This window comes from Acinetobacter sp. CAU_H_78, from assembly GCF_058599365.1.
The window spans coordinates 2,674,607-2,695,766 of sequence record NZ_CM178652.1 but is presented as its reverse complement, the minus strand read 5'-3'; the positions used below and the strand labels follow the sequence as shown (position 1 = coordinate 2,695,766).

The window sequence follows — 21,160 nt, the reverse complement described above, 5'->3', positions numbered from 1 at the left end:
GTTAATACGCTGAAAATATTTTGGAAAAAATTAAAATGGTCTTTATTCATGCCAGATATTGCGCGGCTTTGCTGCAATTTTATGCTGGAATAGCAATGGAGTGAGATCTAAAAATCAGGAATAAATCAGATGTATAGCATCCTGTTCACTGAAGCGCGATAAAGTTAAACTGATCTCATACGATTGCGGTCTTAGAATTAGTTTAATCTTCACACAATATAATAATGCCTAATAATAAGGAACTTCATGACCACTTACCAAATTCAGTGCCATTTAAAATACAAGATTGTGCAACCTACCGAATTTATTTTTATGGTTCAGGTCGCCCATCATCCCGATCAAAATATTTTAGAAGAACAGCTCACCATAAATATGCCGGTCAAGTGGCATGAATTTCGGGATGCTCAGCATCAAAACCGCCATATCCGGTTGCAACTCGAACCTTGTAAAGCATTTGAACTGAATTATAGCGCGACAGTTACCCGTCAGCCGAGCATTCCGAATGATCTGAGGCAAAACTTGAGTGAAGTCAAAATTCCAGACCTGCCGGATGAAGTCCTACCTTATTTGCTGGCCAGTCGCTATTGCAATTCAGATTTATTACTAGAAATGGCAAAACGTTCATTTGGCTGGATGACGCCCGGCTATACGCGTGTAAAAGCCATTGAACAGTGGATTTATAACAATATTTCTTATGTCTCTGGCTGTTCTGACCAGTTTACGACTGCGACAGATGTGCTGGTCCACCGGGCGGGGGTATGCCGTGACTTTGCCCATTTAGGCATTGCGCTGTGCCGTGCTTTGGGCATTCCGGCACGCATGGTGGTCGGTTATGTGGAAATTGAAAAGTTTTTACCTGATTTTCATGCCATTTTTGAAGCCTATCTGGAAGGAGGATGGGTGCAGTTTGATCCGACCCGTTTAGCTCCGGTCGACGAGCTGATTCGCATTGGCACCGGGGTAGATGCCGGAGATGTGGCTTTCTCAACCTATTATGGACAGGTCGAGCTGCTCAAAATCGAACCTCTGATTAAACCAGAATGCGATAGTCGCGTTGAGACTAAAATCACCTGACATGAATTATCTTATTGAAAATCCTCTATAGAGATTGAACAGTAAAATAGGACTAGATGGATGACTGTCGCCTGGAGAGAGACTTGGCTTTTTAAACAGCATCCATTTAAGTTTGATTAAAAGATATAAAATGAATACATCTTTAAAGCGACTAGTTTTATAATGCGCAAAATCTGTAAACATTAAAATCAGGCGCGCCGTGTTCCATTCCAATCTCGACTGGCTCAATACCTTAAAACCAAATTTTAAAGTTCTTCCACTCAAAGACCGTTTACTCTGCGGTATTGGGGCACTACTGGGTCTCACGGTATCGTCATTACTGAGTTTATGGATTCTGGGTGATTTTGAAGCCTGGTATATCGCGCCGATGGGGGCCTCGTCTGTGCTGCTGTTTGCAGTTCCGGCCAGTCCTTTGGCACAGCCCTGGAATATTCTGGTAGGTAATACTATTGCGGCTGTAGTCGGTGTAACCTGCGCCTTGTTTATTGCCAGTCCAACTGAAGCTTTTAGTCTGGCGGTGGCCTTGGCCATTATCCTGATGATGACCACAGATTCCCTACATCCACCCAGTGGTGCTGTGGCCATTACCGCGGTACTCGGCGGCAATGCGGTCCATGAACTCGGCTATGCTTTCGTTTTCTATCCGGTGCTGCTAAATTCAATTTTATTGATGGTGATTGCGATTGTCTTTAACCGAATGATTGGCAAGCGTTATCCGCAGCAGGCGCAATTAAATACCCGTTCCAAAGATCCGACCCCGACCCAGAAAGTCACCATCCAGCCACAGGATATTCAGGAAGTACTGGATCAGCAAACCGAGCTGCTGGACATCAGTGAATATGACCTGCAAAAGATTATTCTAGAAGCGCAGGACCGAGCCAATGCCCGTGCGGTCAACCAGTTCACCTGTCAGGACATTATGACCAAAGATGTGGTGACCCTGAATGCCAATGATGACATTCAGCATGCACTGGATAAATTTAAAGAGATGAATCTGATGAGCCTGCCAGTGGTTAATGCGGAAGGTAAGCTGGTAGGAACGCTGGCCATGTATCAGGTGGTAGAATGGTTTAAACGTGCTGCAGATGTGCGCAGCAGCTGGGAACATCAGGTCAAACATATTATGACCCGTAAAGTGGTCACTGTGCAGCCATTGCAGCCGATTCAGGATCTGGTGCCCTATTTTGTGGAGCGTTCCTTTAACTATATTCCGGTAGTGAGCGAGCAGCGTCTGGTCGGAATTATTAGCCGCGCAGATATTATCGCTGCCCTGAATCAGGAACTGAACCATTTTAAAATGAGAGCTTAAAACTGTTTGGGATTGTCCTAAAAAAAGCACCCTCGGGTGCTTTTTTATTTGGAATCTGGATTTATCTCAACTTAGATAAAGAACCAGTAAATAAACAGGGAAACCAGCACCACACACATCACATTCAGGACAAAGCCGACTTTCATCATCTCTCTTTGAGGAATATGGCCGCTACCGAATACAATCGCATTCGGTGGGGTGGCTACAGGCAACATGAAGGCACAAGAAGCACCGATCCCGATCACAATTACCAGAATTTCTTTAGGCATACCCATCTGGTCGGCAATGGCCGCAAAGACCGGAACCAGTAAGGCAGCCGAGGCAGTATTACTGGTCAGTTCGGTCAGGAAGATGATGAAGGTTGCCACCACAAAGATAATCATTAAAGGCGAGGCATCACCAAAAGCATTTGCCAGTGTTTGACCTAAAACCAGAGAACTGCCTGAATCCTTCAAGACAGCACTTAAGGTCAAGCCGCCACCAAACAGGTAGAGCACACCCCAATCGGTATTTTCAGCAACCTGTTTCCATGTAGCCGTACCCAGAATCACTACCATACAGGCTGCCAGAATCGCGATCCAGGTATCGGGCTGTGAAATGCCGAAATTTTCAGTCAATTTTTTACTGAAAATCCAGGCAGTCGCGGTACAAAGGAATAAAATCATGGTGGCAATACGGGTCGTGGTCCAGGGAATATTTTCAGTGACAAAATTCACCTTATGATTCAGTTTTGGACGTAGCACCAGATACAGGCTTACTAACATTGCCGGCAGGATAATGAACATCATTGGCAGGCCGACTTTCATCCAGTCAGCGAAGTCATAACCGAGGGCTTTGGCTGCAATCGCATTTGGTGGAGAACCAACGATAGTGCCCAAGCCACCAATACTGGCCGAATAGGCAATCCCGAGCAGAATAAACACAAAGGTTTTACGATCTTTTTCAACATCCAGATGCGAAAGTAAACCCAGCGCTAGGGGCAACATCATGGCTGCGGTGGCGGTATTGGAAATCCACATCGACAGTGCAGCAGTCACTAAAAATATGGCCAGTACCGAAGCACCAAGATGTCCACCGGAAAGCGAGATAATCCATGTGGCAATTTTCTTATCCAGTTTCTGGATATGTAGCGCCGAGGCTAGGGCAAAACCACCAAAAAACAGGAAGATAGTGGGGTCTGCAAAAGTAGTCAGTGCTGCTTGTGTGGTAATTGGTTCCAGTTCATCGCCTTTGGCCATGGGCATGGCGAGGACGACTGCCAGTATGGGTACCAACAGGGCAGTAATGGTGATGTGAATCGCTTCGGTCAGCCATAAAATGGCGATAAAGGTCAGTAAGGCCAATCCCTTATTGGCATTTTCGTCATAAGGCAAAATATGATACAAGCCATAAGAGATCACTGCAGCGATCACAATTAAAATCCAGCCTTTGCGAATTCCTTTTGGTATGGCATCAGTCGGGGTGCGTAAAGGGTCGTTCATACAACCTCCTTGCTCAACTTTTTTATTTAAAAAGCGTTTTTGAAATTCTTATAAAAGTAAATATGTGGTTTGATTAAAAAAGATATTATTTAAACAGTATAGTAGAGTGTTGTAATAATCCCACACTTTGCCAAAGTGCGTAAATCCCCAGTCCAAATAGAAAAAACAGCACTAGATATTTGAAATGTTGCTGGGAAAGTCGATGCCGTATTTTTCCCCCTAACCAGACGCCGATGAGTGCAAATAATGTGATTCCGAGCAGGATATGTCGCTGATGGGTTTGCAAAGAAATGAGGATCGGGAAAAGTAAGGTCAGCTGAACCAGCTTGCTGGCAATAAAGTTGAGATTACTGATAATCACAATATCGGTTTTGGAGAGCTGACAGCTAAGCAGATACATCATCAGGAAGGGGGCCATGGCGTTGGTTGCGCCTCCGATCATGCCAGCCAGTAAACCGAATCCCAGCATACTGAGCTGGCTGCTACTGACCCGAAGCGGAGTAGAACGTAACTGATCCAGTACATAGAAAATAATCACCAGACCCAGCAATAATTTAAGATAGCCTTCATTGATCCAGATGAGTAGTTTAACCCCTATCACGCTACCGACCAGACTGCTGAGCATGAGTGGCCAATAGCGTGAGGCATAATAGCGAATGCTCTGCAACAGGCTATGTTTTGGATCACTATTGAGCATCCAAAGATTCAATAACAGGCAGGGGAGAATCACCAGGGTGACTGCTGTACTTAAGGCATATTCACTGGATAAGGCAGCCGTACTCAGCATAGGAAAGCCAAAGCCACTGACCCCATGCAGTAATGCCGCGATCGCACACAGCCAAAGCACAATCCATTCTGCCTGCGTCATCTGAAATCCATTTCAAGAATAAAGCATCAACTTATCCTGAATAGGCGAGCAGGGTAAAGCATAAAATGGTAATAAGACCAAAACCTAAAAATCAGGCAAAAAAAACCACGATCTTTTGGGGGAAGGACCGTGGCATAAAAATTTCACCATATGAATATTTAGGTGAAAGAGGAAACGATTTTATCGGTAGTCTTTATCCTGATTTACTGTGCGCACAGGATGTTCATAATCAGTTCTACTCGCGGCATAATCAGGCATAGAATTCTTTTTTGGCATCACTAACCATAGAACCAGATAAACTAAGATACCCGGGAAAGCAGCACTCATGACCGAAATAATCACGAAGATCAAGCGTAATAAATTTGCGTTCCAACCAAAACGTTCAGCAATACCACCCATTACACCTGCAATCATGTTTGAGCGGTTAGAGCGATATAAACCAACATTGGCCATCCAAGTCTCCTGATAGAAAAAATAAGGTTGAGTCTAAAAAATGACTCGTATTTATAAGAATGGAGTTTTATCTGAATTTTTAAAGTATCTATTGAAAATAAATTCGTTAAGTAATGTTACGGGAGATTAAATAATCCTTAAAAAATCACTAAGATCATAAAAATTCCATTGAATTCATTATTAAAATTTATAAGTTTTCAGTGAGTCGTCTGCCTATATAGATGTGCACCCCTTCAGGTATGTTTTTAAAATGAAATCGAATGTATCGCATCATTTAAGTGGTTTATGCCGGCTTGGATTTGTGCTGGGAAGTGTTGCAGGACTGATTGCCTGTGATGACCATCAAAGCAAACCCTTACCTGATACTACGAAAACTTTGGCACAAGATGGCGTAGTCATCTCCGCTGCCAACGAAAGTTATGATATCCGTAATGCTAAATCGCTCACCCAGACTGCAACCTATAATGCATTGCCTGTAGAACCAAATGTCGATCCTAAACCTGTACCGGATTATGCCAAAAGCTATGTCGGGCGTTATCTTACCCAGATTGATTGTGACGGGCGGTTTGCACCTTGTACGGAAGGGAAGTCGGTGTTTATTTTGACTTTATTGCCAGATGGTACAGTGCATCGCAGTATCGTGCATTATGGCAAAGTCTTTGTGAATAATTCCAGACGGGTTCAGACCGAAAGTAATGTGACCTATCGTAAGGATCGCTGGACGATTAATCCGGAACAAACTGAACTGATCGTGGACCGTAAAGAAGGAGCAAAGTTCTACTATATGATTAAAAGCCCAACCCATCTGGTCATGAATCTGGAAAAAATTTATGACGAAAAAGAACGGGCAAACCAGCAATTATTTGATCAGGGTTATCCTGCGCCTTCTAAAGCGTATGAGCTGGTCAAAGATTCTGAATTTAAAATCACTGAATAAAAGCGATAAAGTCTCTAAAGAATTTAAAAACAGCATAAATGAAAATGGCGATTTTAAAATTGTCAGGATGAACTGCGCTTAAATAAAAAGAATGAACTGAATAATATAGGAAATATTATAAGAATATTGAAAGAAGAAAATAAATATAGAGGGGAGAATGGTGGGCCGTCCGCGACTCGAACGCGGGACCAATGGATTAAAAGTCCACTGCTCTACCAACTGAGCTAACGGCCCATTCGGGTAATCAAAGTAGCTTTGATTGAAGTTTCTAAAAAGAGATTTTAGAAATGATGGTGGGCCGTCCGCGACTCGAACGCGGGACCAATGGATTAAAAGTCCACTGCTCTACCAACTGAGCTAACGGCCCATCAGGGGATATCAAATTTAATGGTGGGCCGTCCGCGACTCGAACGCGGGACCAATGGATTAAAAGTCCACTGCTCTACCAACTGAGCTAACGGCCCTGAACCAACAATTAAGCAAGGCTTAATCGTGCAGTGCAAGAGAAACTAAAAAGTTCTGAAAGCACCACTTTGTTTGATGGAGCGTATTGTAGCAAGATCTCATTGCAGCGCAAGTAAAAAATAACAAAGTTGCCTATGTTTGATTATAAATACAACAATTCTGCTTTATCTAAACAAAAAATAGGCAACTTCAGCACTTAGAAACGATATTGATAGGCTTGAATGTTCTCAAAAATTTCTTGAGTCAGTTCACAATATGCATCGCTCCCTGGCAATAAAACCAGCAGGCGTTCATCGGTCTTGTTTGGATCAAAAGCCTGTTCTTTCAGTTTGTTTTTCTGATACTTGAAGGTACCGGTCGTTTCTACCTGCTTTTGAATGCGTAAAAAAACCGGAACTGCATATGCAGGCAGACAGCGTTTAAAGGTGCTGACCATATTTTTCAGGTCTTGCTCATCCAAGGTGCTTCCCGGTTGCAGGGTAATCGCAGCCATGCCGGCACGGCCATTGGTATTCGGAATTTCTACGCCATAAACCACAGCTTCGATAATTTTGTCATACTCGGTCAGCATGTTTTCGACTTCAGTCGTTGAAACATTTTCACCTTTCCAGCGGAAGGTATCACCGAGACGGTCGACAAACTGGGCATGACGGAAACCGATATTACGCACCAGATCGCCCGTATTGAAGTAGGAATCGCCTTTGCTGAACACGTCATGCATGATGACTGCCTTGTTCTTTTCCGGATCGGTATAGCCATCGAAAGGGGAGCGGCGGGTAATTTTACCAATCAATAAACCGGTTTCACCTTTTTTCACCCGTTTGCAGCGACCTTTGGCATCACGCACAGGCTCATTTTTATCTTTATCAAATTCGATAATGGCATAAGGTGTTGGTGAAAAACCAACAGTATTGTCAAAGTTAAAGACATTGCTGAAACCGACATTACCTTCGCTCGAGGCATACAGTTCCAGTACTTCCTTGATGCCAAAACGGGATTTGAATTTATCCCAGATGTTCGGGCGCATGCCATTACCAATCATCTTAGTAACGCGGTGGCCCTTTTCCAGTTCAGACGGTGGTGCATCCATCAGGTAGCGGCAAAGTTCACCGACATAACCAATCGCAGAAGCATCGAACTTTTTGACATCTTTCCAGAAGGAAGAGGTAGAGAATTTACGGCGGATGGCAAAAGTACTGCTTCCGGCAATGACTCCACACCAGCACACCACAATGCCTGTCGCATGATAAAGCGGCAGGGTGCAGTACATCACATCATCTTTATTCAGGTTCAGGACGTGGCCATAGGTGCCATAGGCGAGTGTCCAGCGGCTATTGGTAAAGACCACCGCTTTAGGTAAGCCGGTGGTGCCTGAAGTATAGATATAGAACAGGCCATCTTTACCCTGTACCGAATGCGTAGTCGGTGTATTGAATTTCGGGAACTGGTCAATCTGCTCTGCCAGGTTAATAAAACCTTCAGGTGCCTGTCCGATATTTTCTTGCGTATTCTGATCGGCAAACCAGTGGAAACGGTCAGCAGCAATATTGAGATCATGACGGATTTCATCAACCGCAGCCCGGCACTCTTCACCGACAATGACCGCAATCGGTTTCACCAGATTAATACTATGTGTCAGGACTTTGCCGACCTGAGAAGTATTCACCAGCGCAATCGTGATGCCCAGCTTGGCTAGACCAATCACGCTGGCAATAAACTCCGGACGGTTCTCGACCATCACGGCCACCACATCACCTTTCTGTGCACCGAGAGAGAGGTAGAAATGTGCGATCTGGTTCGCCCAGCCATTTAGGTGAGCATAGGTATAGGACTGATCCTCAAAACGTAATGCAATACCTTCAGGATTACGCTGCGTTGCTTTTTCAAAAGCCAAACCCAGGCCTGCGGGCGTATTGGGAGTACGTAAATAAGCCTGTCGCAGTCCGTTCAGCAGATTAGGGACCTTACTGATGAAGGCAGGGATTTTGGCTGCGACATCTGCAATGCCAATAAGATCGGGTTGGTTCGTCTGGGTCATGGGCGTCCTATTATTTTTCGTATCCAATGCGTTTAATTTATATGCAATAAACGGATGATAGCCATCTTTTAGCGTGTTGAAACTAGAGTAATCAACCTATTCTGACAAAATCTAGCAAAAAAAACCTAGCCACCGAAATGACTAGGTTTTTTTAGTTAACTGCAATTGGGCGAATTATGACTCAGTTGCAGTATTGGTTTTTTTCGGTGGACGGCCACGTGGGCGACGTGGGCGGGTAGCCGGTTTTTCAGCTTTTGCTACAGTTTCTTCAGCTTTATCGGCTTCCGGAGTTTCGGTAGGCGTAGCTTCGTTTTCTGCTGGAGTTACTTCAACTGTAGTCGTTTCAGTGACTTCTTCAGCGGGAGCTTGTTCAGCTTTCGCAGTTTCTACAGATGCTTCAGCAGCTGGCTCAGGAGTTTGAGTCGCTTCAGTTGTATCAGCACTTTCTACTGCAGCTACCGGAGCTTCAGCAGGTGCAGCTTCAACACTTTCAGCTTTCGCTTCTTCTGCTGGAGCCGTTGCTTCTGGAACAGGTTCAACCGCAGTAGATTCTGCTTCAGCTTGTGCTTGCTGTTTTGCCTGCTGTAACGCTTGCTCGGCAGCCAGTTTAGCAAGACGGCGACGCTCACGTGGATCATTCGCCACACGTTTCTCTGAAACCGGTGCAGGCGGAGTTAAATCCAGCACAGGTGCAGGTTCTGCTTCAGGTTGCGCTTTGCTGACTTCTACATCGCGAGTTACAGGTTTTTTCTCTGTGGCCGCGGTCGAAACCGTTGCTAAAGTCGCATTATATTCCTGCGTGAACTTTTGCAATGCACGGTTAAATGTTGGTAACAGACCGAACTGTTCAATCAGGACTGAACAGTCTTCACCATAAACATGGCGAATCAGGCTACCAATAGTGTATTGGCCAAGTGTTGGCACCTGTGATGGTGTCAATTGCTGAGTTTTCGCCTGTTGGCCTTGTGCAGCACGGCGGTCGCGACGACGTTGACGTGGGTCATTGCTGGCACGCTGTTTTGATGATGACTGAGCTTCCGGTGCTTTCTCTGCAGGAGCAGATGTAGTCACTTCAGCTAGGAACTCTTCCGCAGCGGGTGCTTCTACAGGAGCATCGGCAGGGGCAGTCACTTCAACAGCAGGTTTTGCGACTGGAGCAGTGTCATTCAATGCCACAATTTCGCTTTTCGCCTCGTCAATATTTACCACCATTGCTGTTGGCATCACTTCTTTACGAGGAGCATCGACCAGTTCCACACGAACTTGCTTTTCATTGACTGCTGGCGCTTCAACGGCAGCAGGTGCTTGAGGTGCAGCTTGTTCATTCAGAACACTTGGATCGCGGTGGCGATTTGGACGTTCTGGACGTTGCTGGTTGCGACGGTCACGACGTGGCACGTTTTGCTGTTGCTCATTGCCGTGAGCTTCGTTTTGCTGTGCAGACTCGTTGTGGTGCTGACGGCGAGAGTTGCGTTTGTTTTCACGCGCTTCCTGACGTTGTTCCTGACGAGAAACCTGAACCACTTCTTCATGCACCTGATGTTGTGATGCATTATCAGACTGTGCCTGTTCACGTGGCTCTTTGTGCTTGTTGCTACGTGCTTTCTTGTTATGACGCTGTGATTTCTCTTCACGTTCAGCTTTTTCAGACTGATCACGCTCTGGTTTATGAGCTACGGTCGAAGGCGCTAGATAAGCATTACCGGTAGTTACCGGTGCTGCAATAGTTGCTGGCTGTGCAGATACTGCTGGTGTTACAGGAGCAACCTGGCCGAACTGACCACGACTCACTGCACCGCCATTCACCATCTGTTCGATGGCAGCAGCTGCATTATTCGCCGTGCGAGATTGATCAACAGTAGTTGCCTGTTTTTGTACAAACAGGTTTTCTAACCATGCACATGGGCTTGCTGCAGGTGCTGCAACTTGAGCAGGTGCCTGTTGTGCAACAGGTGCTTGCTGTACGTTTTGCTGATTCTGGTTATTGCGGCGTTTATTGTTTTTGCCGTTGTTTTGCTGCTGTGCAGGTGCTGGTGCAGCGGTATGCGTATGTTCTTCTTCTAAATGCCACTCAGAAGACTCATAACCCAGTTCTTTTTCGCTTGAACGGGTTGCTTCAGTACGCTCGTAACTTGTCGGTGCGAAACCTTCAGGATTATACGAAATTTCGTAATGAGGTGTTTCCAAGTGTGGATGTGGAAGTACAGTTACGCGTGTATTTGAAGTTTGTTCCAGATATACCAGACTATGACGTTTTTCATTCAGCATGAATGCTGCAATTTCTACTGGTACTTCAACCTGAACTTCACCATGACGTTCACGAAGGGCGATTTCTTCCACTTTACGCATGATTGAAAGTGAAAGAGAGCGCAGGTCACGGACCATACCCGTACCATGACAGCGTGGGCAGACATAACCAGTTGCTTCTTCTAGTGAAGGACGCAGACGTTGACGGCTCATTTCCATCAGGCCGAAACGAGACAGTTGGCCAAACTGGATACGTGCACGGTCGCTTTGTGTTGCTTCACGCAGTTTTGCTTCTACCATACGCTGGTTACGGTCTTTGGTCATGTCGATGAAATCGATGACAACTAAACCACCGATATCACGTAAACGTAATTGGCGAGCAATTTCTTCAGCGGCTTCAAGGTTGGTATTTAACGCTGTATCTTCAACGTCCTGACCACGAGTTGATTTTGCCGAGTTGATGTCGATTGAAACTAAAGCTTCAGTTTGGTCGATCACGATCGAACCGCCTGAAGGCAGTTTTACTTCGCGTTCATAAGCAGTTTGGATTTGGCTTTCGATACCGAAATGCGCAAACAAAGGCTCATTCAATGTATAAGTTTTTAGTTTGTCTAACTGAAGCGGCATTACTGCTTTAACGAAGTTATAGGCTTCGTTATAGGCCTGCTCAGAGTCAATCAGGATTTCTGCTACATCATCACGCAGGTAATCACGGATCGCACGAGTTACCACACCTGCTTCCTGATGGACCAGCATAGGTGACGGGCCTGAATTTGCAGTGCTTTGGATTTGTGCCCAAAGGTCTAGCAAATGTTGCAGATCAAGCTGTAATTCTTCTTGAGAACGGCCAATGCCTGCTGTACGAACAATGACGCTCATACCACGTGGCACATTTAAAGATGCAAGCATTTCTTTCAGTTCTTCACGTACTGAACCGGAAATCTGACGGCTGATACCGCCACCTTTCGGGTTGTTTGGCATCAGAACCAGATAACGACCAGCTAAAGAGATGAAAGTTGAAAGGGCAGCGCCTTTATTGCCGCGCTCTTCTTTTTCCACCTGAACCAGAAGTTCAGTTCCTTCAGTAATCAGTTCACGAATATTTGAAGTTTGGCGAGGATCGGCTTTGTAATAAGAGTTTGCGATTTCACGCATAGACAGGAAGCCTTGGCGACCTGCGCCGTATTCAACGAATACAGCTTCTAAAGAAGGTTCAACGCGAGTCACGTGACCTTTATAGATATTAGATTTTTTTTGTTCACGGGTACGATTCTCTAAATCGAAATCGTAAAGACGCTGACCAGTGACAAGTGCAACGCGAATTTCTTCGGCATGTGTTGCATTAATCAACATACGTTTCATGGGTGTAACACCTTATAGTGATACACAGCAAAAAATCGCTATTCACGTAGCGAACATCACACATCACGGATCAATGGCCCAGATCTCCAATGAGTTTCATTGTGGTCTGAGTCTTTTATTCCCAGCGTCTACTTGAATATAGATCAGCTTCGGTATTTTGATTCACGTATTGATGATGGCAATACGGCTTCAATCTTTAAACGATTAAAGTCACCTGAACGTTTCACTGGCGGACAAGCGGTGCATTAGATGTGAGTAACTTTCACTGTCACATTGCTCGAAGATCATCCCTTCTTTATAGAAAGTGTCTTGATACGGAATTGTCGTCGTATCTTTACAAACTGTGCAGATCCAATGCATCAAACGCTGTAGCCTGAAGTCGTCTTCAGGGTGCGACTAATCTGATGTGTATCAGTTTACGTTTAAAAACCAACTAGGTTGGCGACATATTTTTTCAGACAAACTGATTTATGTACCTGAGGTACAATTAAACGCAACAGTTTGCTTTGTTTGCCGATATAATAAGCCTTCGGCGTCGGCATAATTCTTTTGGGACCTTCCCGTATCATGTGAGTCTTTAATTGAATAATCAAGTTCAGAGAAATCTGAAATGCTTCAACTTTTACTCACAAACGATGGTTTCCGTGCGCTGACTATATCAAACCTTGCATCATCTGCCTATGGGCTAAGCTTATGTTTCTTGTGTAAAGCATAACCTAAGTGATCAGTTTTTAATCAATTTTAGTAATTTTTGGGTCATAGTAACTGTATGAATTCTACACAACAATGGCAAAGCGTCACTTGGTTTGAAGTGGATGAACATCAAGATGGACAGCGAATCGATAATTTCCTGTTCAGTCGTCTGAAAGGGGTGCCTAAAAGTCGGATTTATCGTCTGATTCGTGAAGGACAGGTTCGCGTCAATAAAAAACGCATTAAGGCCGAAACCAAACTGGCGATTGGTGACCAGATTCGTGTGGCACCGATTCGTTATGAACAAAAAGATGAGTCAGAAGCGCCGATTTCGGACAAGGTGGCTCAAGGTCTTCTGTCCCGTGTGGTATATGAAGATGAAGGCCTAATGGTCGTCAATAAACCATCGGGTATTGCCGTGCATGGCGGTAGCGGTGTGGCGTATGGCCTGATTGAAGGTTTGCGTGCTGCAACGGGGAAAAAATACCTGGAACTGATTCACCGTATTGACCGTGACACCTCTGGTCTGGTGATGATCTCGAAAAAGCGTAGTACCTTAAAAACGCTACAAGATTTATTACGTGAACATAAGATTAAAAAAACTTATGCCGCTGTCGTGAAAGGACAGGTAACGCTGGATAAGCAACTCATTGATGCACCTTTACACCGTTATGAACTTTCTAATGGTGAGCGTCGTGTACGTGTCTCTAAAGAAGGCAAAGAGTCTAAAACTCAGTGGAATGTGGCAGAGCGTTTTATGCATGCGACACTGGTGTATGCTTCTCCATTGTCTGGTCGTACCCATCAGATTCGTGTACATGGTTTAAGTATTGGTCATCCGTTAGTGGGTGATGAGAAATATGGTCACGAGACTGAATATCGTGGACCAAAACCACGTCGTTTATGTCTGCATGCGATGCGTCTGGAAATTCCGGGTTATCCAACGATTGAAGCACCTTTGCCTGAAGATATGCAGAGTCTTGTGGCTCAGCTTCGTGCACAAAAGGCAGATAAGGTGGTAACGCCTGTAGAAGATGACGAGTAATTTTTAGCTTTTTAATGAGTCTTATCTTGCTTTACTTGAGTGGGGGAATTCCTCTTTTTATTAAGGAGGGTTAGGGAATTCAAGCCAATTGTTAAATAAATGAAAGGCGACATGGATGTCGCCGTTGCGCTGTGGTATAGAGACGTACCATCAGCGTAACAAAGGATTTTTGCTACTTTTCATCCTTGAAAAGTAGATAATACCTATACGAAAACAGTTCGTCATTGAAGCTGATCGAGGTTATGAATTAATTTAACCTCTCCTAGAAGGAGAGGGGATATTACGAAAGCTTATTCATGTTTTGAAATTCCATGCGAGAAGTAACGAATCTTCCTCCACTGAATCAAATACTAGGAACCTTATATGAATTCATCTGTAAAACTGGTCATTTTTGATTGGGATGGCACTTTATTTGATTCAGTAGGTCAGATCGTGTCGAGCCTGCAGTTTGCCGCGCAGCAGTTTCAGCAACCGCTGACTGATGCAGATGCGAAAAGCATTATCGGGCTGGGTCTACCGGAAGTAGCGCAGCGCCTGTTCCCAACTGTACCAGAATTACATGCCGATATTTTGCAGGCCTATTCAGATCATTATGTGGCGAATTCAGTGAATGATGCCTGGTTCGATGGCGTGTCTGAAATGCTTTATGCATTAAAGGATGAAGGCATTAAATTAGCAGTCGCTACCGGTAAAAGTCGTAAAGGTTTAGACCGGGTACTCAAACAAACGAATAGTCTGGAACTATTCCATGCCACTCGTGCTGCCAGTGAAACCCGCTCCAAACCTGATCCTTTAATGCTGGCTGAAATTCTGACTGAAACTGGTGTTAATGCGCATGAAGCGATTATGGTGGGGGATACATCTTATGACCTGGAAATGGCGATGAATATTGCCATGCCAAGTGTAGGCGTGACTTATGGCGTACATACACCGGAAACTTTGGCACAGTTTAATCCACTGTCGATTGTGGATGACGTCAGCAGTTTGCATGACTTTTTATTGGCTAAAGTCCAATGGAAAGAAGCCATTTAATTCAGTATCTTAGTCATTATTCAAGATCCGGCATTTTCTGAAAAGGAAGATGCGGATCAATGCTGTAGATTTAAACAACTGGTCTTATCTTTTAGTCTAAAGTTGTGATTACAGTGGTTTTGTTCTGTCATGATTGTTGAGTTATTTAGTGGGATATAACTTAATTCATAATTATAAGATTATGTTTTTAATTAATTTTTATAAATTTAATTTATAGATAATAGCTATTGCAAAAAATAAAATAACTATTGGCATTCACGTCGTATTTTTCTCATCCTAAAACTGTTTATTCATATGCCCGTACTAGGCGCAATTGTTTATTGGAATGATCGAAATGATCAGGTCAGAACATTTTGCCTGTCTTAGTTCTCGGCATAAGCCTCATTTTTGCAGTTTAAGGAAACATTGATGTCGAATTCTGCTGTTGTTGAATCAGTTGCACAAGCATTACGTACTGCTGAACTCTCAAAAACTGCGATCGCACCGATTCACCCGGAACTTGGTGGTGAAAGTGCTGACGTAGATATTGCCTATGCCGTTCAGGAAGTAAATACCGAGCGTGCTCTGGCGGAAGGTCGCCGTCTGGTAGGTCGTAAAATTGGTTTGACATCGAAAGTGGTTCAAGCACAGCTTGGCGTAGATCAGCCTGACTTCGGTATGTTGTTTGCTGACATGGCCTATGGCGATGGTGAAGCAATCCCTGCAGGTTTGCTGATTCAACCGAAAGTTGAAGCTGAAATCGCATTGGTCATCAAAGAAGACCTGACCAAAGCAAAACACACGTATGCAGACATCATTAGTGCGACTGACTATGCACTTCCTGCTGTAGAAGTGGTCGATAGCCGTATTGAAAACTGGAAAATTAGCCTGATCGATACTGTGGCTGATAACGCATCTTCTGCTGCATTCGTTCTAGGCTCTAAGCCGGTCAAACTGGAAAACCTTGATCTTGTGAACTGCAAGATGGTCATGACACGTGGCGACGAAGTCGTTTCCCAAGGCGTAGGTAAAGCATGTCTGGCGAACCCATTAAACGCTGCTGTATGGCTAGCTGACGAAATGGTACGCCGTGGCCGTCCATTGCTGAAAGGCGACATTATTTTGACTGGTGCTTTGGGTCCAATGGTCGTGGCTCAGCCGGGCGATGAATTCAAAGTTGAAATTGAAGGCTTTGGTTCAGTAACAGCTGCTTTTGCTGCTGAATAAGGGAATACAAGAGAGTACATTCATGAAAAAGATTAAATGTGCATTGATCGGTCCAGGTAATATTGGTACTGATTTGCTTTATAAACTGCAACGCAGCGAATGGTTAGAACCAGTATGGATGGTGGGGATTGACCCAACTTCTGAAGGTCTAGCACGTGCAGCAAAAATGGGTTTAAAAACCACTGCTGAAGGCGTAGACGGTTTGCTGCCTCACGTAGTTGAAGATGACATCAAAATCGCCTTCGATGCAACTTCTGCTTATGTGCATGCTGAAAACAGCCGCAAGCTGAACGAACTTGGCGTGTTAATGATTGACTTAACACCTGCTGCAATCGGTCCTTACTGCGTACCACCAGTGAACCTTGAAGCATTGCTTGAACAAGGCGAAGTGCCAAACGTTAACATGGTGACTTGTGGCGGTCAGGCAACTATTCCTATGGTTGCTGCGATTTCTCGCGTTCAGCCTGTGAACTATGGCGAAATTATCGCGACTGTATCGACTAAATCAGTCGGTCCTGGTACACGTAAAAACATCGACGAATTCACCCGTACTACTGCTGGTGCGATTGAGAAAGTGGGTGGCGCGAAACAAGGTAAAGCGATCATCATTATTAACCCTGCTGAGCCACCACTGATGATGCGTGACACTGTTCACTGTCTAGTAGAAGGTGAGCCAGATCAGGCAGCGATCACTGAATCTGTACATGCGATGATCCTCGAGGTTCAAAAATACGTACCAGGTTACAAACTGGTGAATGGTCCAGTATTTGATGGCAACCGCGTATCGATCTTCCTTGAAGTTGAAGGTCTGGGTGACTTCCTGCCTAAATATGCAGGTAACCTCGACATTATGACTGCAGCAGCTGCACGTACCGCAGAAATGTTCGCAGAACGTGTTTTAAATGCAGTTGAAGCTTAAGGAGCACCTTCATGTCTAAGATTATTATTAATGATATGACTTTACGTGATGGTATGCATCCAATGCGCCATCAAACTACACCTGAGCAAATGGTTGCGATTGCAACTGCTCTGGATGATGCAGGTGTACCTTTAATCGAGGTAACACACGGTGACGGCCTTGGCGGTAACTCTGTGAACTACGGTTTCGCGGCTGCAACTGATGAAGAATACCTGAAAGCAGTGATTCCAAACCTGAAACAAGCAAAAGTTTCTGCACTTTTACTTCCTGGTATTGGTACGGTTGATCACCTGAAAATGGCGCATGATGTAGGTGTGGCAACTATTCGTGTTGCAACTCACTCTACTGAAGCAGACGTTTCTGAACAGCACATTACTGCTGCTCGTAAACTGGGTATGGACACTGTGGGCTTCCTGATGATGGCTCACATGGCAACACCTGAAAAATTGCTTGAAGAAGCACAAAAAATGGTGTCATACGGTGCTAACTGTATCTATGTGACTGACTCTGCTGGTTATATGCTTCCGCAAGACGTGACTGACCGTGTTGGTATCTTACGTGCTAACTTAGGTTCAGATATCGAAATCGGTTTCCATGGTCACCATAACTTGGGTATGGGTGTTGCTAACTCTGTTTCTGCTGTACAAGCGGGTGCAACACGTGTTGACTTGGCATCTGCCGGTCTGGGTGCTGGTGCAGGTAATACGCCACTTGAACTGTTTGTTGCGGTTGCCAATCGTATGCAAATGGAAACTGGCGTTGACCTGTTTAAAGTACAAGACGTTGCAGAAGATCTGATCATCCCAATGATGACACACCAGATCCGTGCAGACCGTGACGCTGCAACTCTAGGTTATGCTGGCGTTTACTCTTCATTCCTGCTGTTCGCTAAACGTGCTGAAGCGAAATATGGCGTATCTGCTCGTGAAATTCTGCTTGAGCTTGGTCGTCGTGGTACCGTTGGTGGTCAGGAAGATATGATTGAAGATTTAGCATTGACTATGTCTAAAGCGAAAGAGCTTCAAGCTTAATAGTCAAAAGCTAAATTTTAAAAAAAGCGTCCGGAAGGGCGCTTTTTTATTTATTTGAATAAAATTAATAAGATATTAAAACGATGGAGTAAGATATTTTAATTATTACTATTTATTTTACGAAAATAATCAAACACATTTCCTTAAACATAAAAACGATAAATAAAAAGTTATTTTTAAATTATAAAAAAATAATGGCTGTTTATATAAGAGAAAACATGGATTTATATTGATTATCTGGTTAATTTTTTATTTTAGTTAATTGTTTATAAATATAAGTCTTTTTCAAATTTCAGCATACTTATTCTATCTATAGAGATTAATAGAAAAATTTTAATACTGTAGTCGGATTTTTAAAAAAACTAGAGTTGAGCATGATAGCGGCATAGCTTAATTTGATTACTAGGAATAAGCCATGCGTCGTCAAAACTTATGGATAGCAATGCTTGCTGCAACAGCAAGTTTAGGAACAACTGCAGCGAATGCAGATTTTATTGACGACAGTAATGTTCAATTAAAATTTAAAAACTTTTATCTAGATCGTCAGTATCAAGATGATTTTTCTTCACGTAATTGGGGTTCTTGGTCACAAGGTGTGACTTTGGATGCGAAGTCAGGCTATCACGATATCGGTGGTGGGGTGCAGGTTGGTGCAGATGTTCTGGTTCAACATGCAGTTAAACTCAACGGCCGTGATCAAAATCCGGATTGGGTGTTGCCTCACGATGGTAAAGAATCTAAAGATCATTTTGGTAAAGTTGGCGCAACCTTAAAAGCTAAAGTTTCTGAGACTGAGCTGAAAGTAGGTGAATTATTGCCGGTATCTCCAGTGCTGGTATTTGATCCATCCCGTCAGCTCATCACTACTTATAGCGGTGCATGGTTAGAATCTAAAGAGATTAAAGATACCAAACTGACTTTGGCTTATATTGATAAAATTAATAACCGTTACGACAATCAGTTCCGTGATTTAGCTTTATTTTCTCCTAGTAGAACTTTACCTGATGGTACACAAGGTCATTATGACTTAGGTCCTGAATCTGATGGTATGTGGATTGCCGGTGTAGATCACCAGTTCACGCCTGAAATTGGTGGTAGCTACTGGTATGCAGATGTTCAAGACATCTACCAACAGCATTACTTGGGTGTGAATTACAAAACTGCGCTAGGCGAAAAAACCAAATTAGATAGCCATGTGCGTTATTTTGATAACTCAGATTCAGGTGACAAACTGTATGGTGATATTGATAATCAGGCATTGTCAGTAGGGGCAAAAGTTAACCATGGTGCGCATACCGTAGGTCTGGGTTATCAGCAAATGTTTGGTGATACTGCATTTCCAACACTTGGCGGCTGGGTGCCGCAGCCTTATCTGGTGAACTGGGGCGTTGCAACCTTTACTGCACCAGAAGAAAAGTCATGGAATGTTTCTTATGGCTATGACTTCTCTGAAGTCGGTTTGAAGGGCCTGAATGCTACAGCGATTTATTTTAAAGGATACGATCAGAAAGGTACTGGGGCCTATCAAGGTCAGAATTTCAATACCGATGAGGTGAATGCGATCATCAACTACACTGTGCCAGAAGGTAAATTAAAAGGTTTAGGCATACAGGGGATGTATATCGATGTGAATTTTGCTAATCCTACTAAACCAGATCTTCAAGAATACCGCGTAGCGACGACTTATACCCATAAATTCTAAGTTAAGCGCAGTTTAAAGGCAGTCAGTAGTCTGGCTGCTTTTTTTTGAATTGAGAATTTAGTCAAAACCTTAAATTAAACAGGGTTCTAAATTTAAAATAATTAATTAAAACAAATACTTAAATAATATAATTTTTGTAGTATGCAATCGTAATTTTATATCAGTTGAAGACAGTAGAGCGGTTAATATAAGACGGTAAAAAGATCATTTTTAATGAGTCAACTTGACGTCGAATTCTCGTCATCGAGGAACACGCAAGCAAGAAACTGTAAGAGGAATCATGATGAGCACTGTTCAAATCCCTGATTATAAAACAGATCCTTTCTTCGGCTTAGAAGACAAATGGATTGAAACTGCAGAAGGTGAGTTGACTCACTACCATGAAATTGGTGAAGGTACGCCTATTCTGTTCCTGCACGGTTCAGGTACGGGTGTATCTGCTGCTGCAAACTGGTGGTTAAACCTGCCTTCAATTGGTGAACAAGCACGTTGTATCGCAATCGATACCATTGGTTATGGTCAAACTGTGGTTGCACCAGGTACTGCTTATGGTATCCGTGCATGGGTGGATCATGCTGTACGTACTCTAGATGCATTAGGTATCGAAAAAACCTGGTTAGTGGGTAACTCTCTGGGTGGCTGGTTGGCATTCCAGATGGCACTTGATTATCCTGAACGTGTTCTAGGTATCGTGTCTATGGGTACTGGCGGTGCAAAACAGACTGCTGCACTAAAAGCACACGCAAACCCTGTATTAACTGAAGAAGGCATCAAGAAAACACTTTCTATGTTTGTCGTGAACAAAGATCTGATCACTGACGAACTGGTGAAAGTACGTTTTGCTTCTGCTGCAAATGACTATGCATCAAACCGTTTGATGGATGTAGTGGGCGCACGTGACCGTGACCGTTTCGAATTCCCGTTAGACTTCGAAAAAATGAAAGATATCACTGTACCTGTATTATTGATTCACGGTACTCAAGACGTGGTGATTCCAGTTTCTCGTACTTGGGATATCCTGAACATTGTGCCAAATGCTGATGCACACATCTTCAGCCAATGTGGTCACTGGTCTCAAGTTGAAAAATCAGATGAGTTCAACACTGTGATCAAAAACTACCTGGCTGTACACGGCGTAAAATAAGTCGTACTCAGTTTAAAAAAAGGATGGCTTCGGTCATCCTTTTTTCTTTCTAAAATATTTAATTTACAGCTGCCAAATGAGCATCATTTCATTAAGTGAATTTTTTGAATATTTTTAATGCTTTTTAGCTATTAATCAGAATTTCGAAAATTAA

Annotated in this window: 15 protein-coding genes and 3 tRNA genes; 10 read left to right on the top strand and 8 right to left on the bottom strand. The window is 43.8% G+C overall.

The window, feature by feature from the left end; translation table 11 throughout:
• Positions 1-246: 246 nt before the first annotated feature.
• Both AC4MCD_RS12795 and AC4MCD_RS12790 read left to right on the top strand, forming a co-directional pair.
• Complete coding sequence (locus tag AC4MCD_RS12795) at positions 247-1,074, top strand: transglutaminase-like domain-containing protein (protein WP_419375040.1); 828 nt, start codon at positions 247-249, stop codon at positions 1,072-1,074.
• A gap of 199 nt (positions 1,075-1,273) precedes the next feature.
• On the top strand, positions 1,274-2,383 hold the full coding sequence (locus tag AC4MCD_RS12790) for an HPP family protein (protein ID WP_491876228.1): 1,110 nt from the start codon (positions 1,274-1,276) through the stop codon (positions 2,381-2,383).
• 71 nt (positions 2,384-2,454) lie between these two features.
• On the opposite strand, the gene AC4MCD_RS12785 is transcribed toward AC4MCD_RS12790, so the two are convergent.
• The 3 genes from AC4MCD_RS12785 to AC4MCD_RS12775 all read right to left on the bottom strand — a co-directional run bounded on the left by AC4MCD_RS12785 (position 2,455) and on the right by AC4MCD_RS12775 (position 5,185).
• Positions 2,455-3,864 carry an SLC13 family permease gene (locus AC4MCD_RS12785; protein WP_491876227.1) on the bottom strand — a complete coding sequence of 470 codons (1,410 nt, stop codon included), beginning with the start codon at positions 3,862-3,864 and terminating at the stop codon, positions 2,455-2,457.
• Positions 3,865-3,949: 85 nt separating this feature from the next.
• Positions 3,950-4,732 (bottom strand): sulfite exporter TauE/SafE family protein, encoded by a 783-nt coding sequence (locus AC4MCD_RS12780; RefSeq protein ID WP_419375038.1) that lies wholly within the window; start codon positions 4,730-4,732, stop codon positions 3,950-3,952.
• A gap of 180 nt (positions 4,733-4,912) precedes the next feature.
• Positions 4,913-5,185, bottom strand: a complete 273-nt coding sequence (locus tag AC4MCD_RS12775; protein ID WP_419363769.1) for a PspC domain-containing protein — start codon at positions 5,183-5,185, stop codon at positions 4,913-4,915.
• A gap of 250 nt (positions 5,186-5,435) precedes the next feature.
• Here AC4MCD_RS12775 and AC4MCD_RS12770 point away from each other — a divergent pair, with 250 nt between their 5' ends.
• Complete coding sequence (locus AC4MCD_RS12770) at positions 5,436-6,122, top strand: hypothetical protein (protein ID WP_491876226.1); 687 nt, start codon at positions 5,436-5,438, stop codon at positions 6,120-6,122.
• Between the two features lie 158 nt (positions 6,123-6,280).
• On the opposite strand, the gene AC4MCD_RS12765 is transcribed toward AC4MCD_RS12770, so the two are convergent.
• The 5 genes from AC4MCD_RS12765 to AC4MCD_RS12745 form a co-directional block, all read right to left on the bottom strand.
• Positions 6,281-6,356: transfer RNA gene (locus AC4MCD_RS12765), tRNA-Lys, on the bottom strand.
• Between the two features lie 57 nt (positions 6,357-6,413).
• A tRNA-Lys gene (locus AC4MCD_RS12760) sits at positions 6,414-6,489 on the bottom strand.
• Between the two features lie 21 nt (positions 6,490-6,510).
• Positions 6,511-6,586: transfer RNA gene (locus AC4MCD_RS12755), tRNA-Lys, on the bottom strand.
• Between the two features lie 197 nt (positions 6,587-6,783).
• Complete coding sequence (locus tag AC4MCD_RS12750) at positions 6,784-8,625, bottom strand: long-chain-acyl-CoA synthetase (protein ID WP_491876225.1); 1,842 nt, start codon at positions 8,623-8,625, stop codon at positions 6,784-6,786.
• A 174-nt stretch (positions 8,626-8,799) separates the two neighbouring features.
• The gene (locus tag AC4MCD_RS12745; RefSeq protein ID WP_491876224.1) at positions 8,800-12,234 is read right to left on the bottom strand and encodes an Rne/Rng family ribonuclease; all 3,435 of its coding nucleotides are present in this window, start codon (positions 12,232-12,234) and stop codon (positions 8,800-8,802) included.
• Positions 12,235-13,003: 769 nt separating this feature from the next.
• Here AC4MCD_RS12745 and AC4MCD_RS12740 point away from each other — a divergent pair.
• The 7 genes from AC4MCD_RS12740 to AC4MCD_RS12710 all read left to right on the top strand — a co-directional run bounded on the left by AC4MCD_RS12740 (position 13,004) and on the right by AC4MCD_RS12710 (position 21,006).
• A complete protein-coding gene (locus tag AC4MCD_RS12740; RefSeq protein WP_419363762.1) occupies positions 13,004-13,972 on the top strand; it encodes an RluA family pseudouridine synthase in 969 nt (322 codons plus the stop codon).
• Between the two features lie 363 nt (positions 13,973-14,335).
• Entirely contained in the window at positions 14,336-15,004 is a 669-nt protein-coding gene (locus AC4MCD_RS12735) for an HAD-IA family hydrolase (RefSeq protein WP_491876223.1), read from the top strand.
• Between the two features lie 408 nt (positions 15,005-15,412).
• Complete coding sequence (locus tag AC4MCD_RS12730; protein WP_491876222.1) at positions 15,413-16,210, top strand: 2-keto-4-pentenoate hydratase; 798 nt, start codon at positions 15,413-15,415, stop codon at positions 16,208-16,210.
• 22 nt (positions 16,211-16,232) lie between these two features.
• Positions 16,233-17,129 carry an acetaldehyde dehydrogenase (acetylating) gene (locus AC4MCD_RS12725; RefSeq protein WP_004781810.1) on the top strand — a complete coding sequence of 299 codons (897 nt, stop codon included), beginning with the start codon at positions 16,233-16,235 and terminating at the stop codon, positions 17,127-17,129.
• An 11-nt stretch (positions 17,130-17,140) separates the two neighbouring features.
• Positions 17,141-18,160 (top strand): 4-hydroxy-2-oxovalerate aldolase, encoded by a 1,020-nt coding sequence (dmpG, locus tag AC4MCD_RS12720; protein WP_125279391.1) that lies wholly within the window; start codon positions 17,141-17,143, stop codon positions 18,158-18,160.
• Between the two features lie 415 nt (positions 18,161-18,575).
• Positions 18,576-19,862, top strand: coding sequence for an OprD family outer membrane porin (locus tag AC4MCD_RS12715; protein WP_491876221.1), 1,287 nt, complete (start codon positions 18,576-18,578; stop codon positions 19,860-19,862).
• A gap of 283 nt (positions 19,863-20,145) precedes the next feature.
• Positions 20,146-21,006 carry an alpha/beta fold hydrolase gene (locus AC4MCD_RS12710; RefSeq protein ID WP_004781813.1) on the top strand — a complete coding sequence of 287 codons (861 nt, stop codon included), beginning with the start codon at positions 20,146-20,148 and terminating at the stop codon, positions 21,004-21,006.
• The last annotated feature ends 154 nt before the right edge of the window (positions 21,007-21,160 follow it).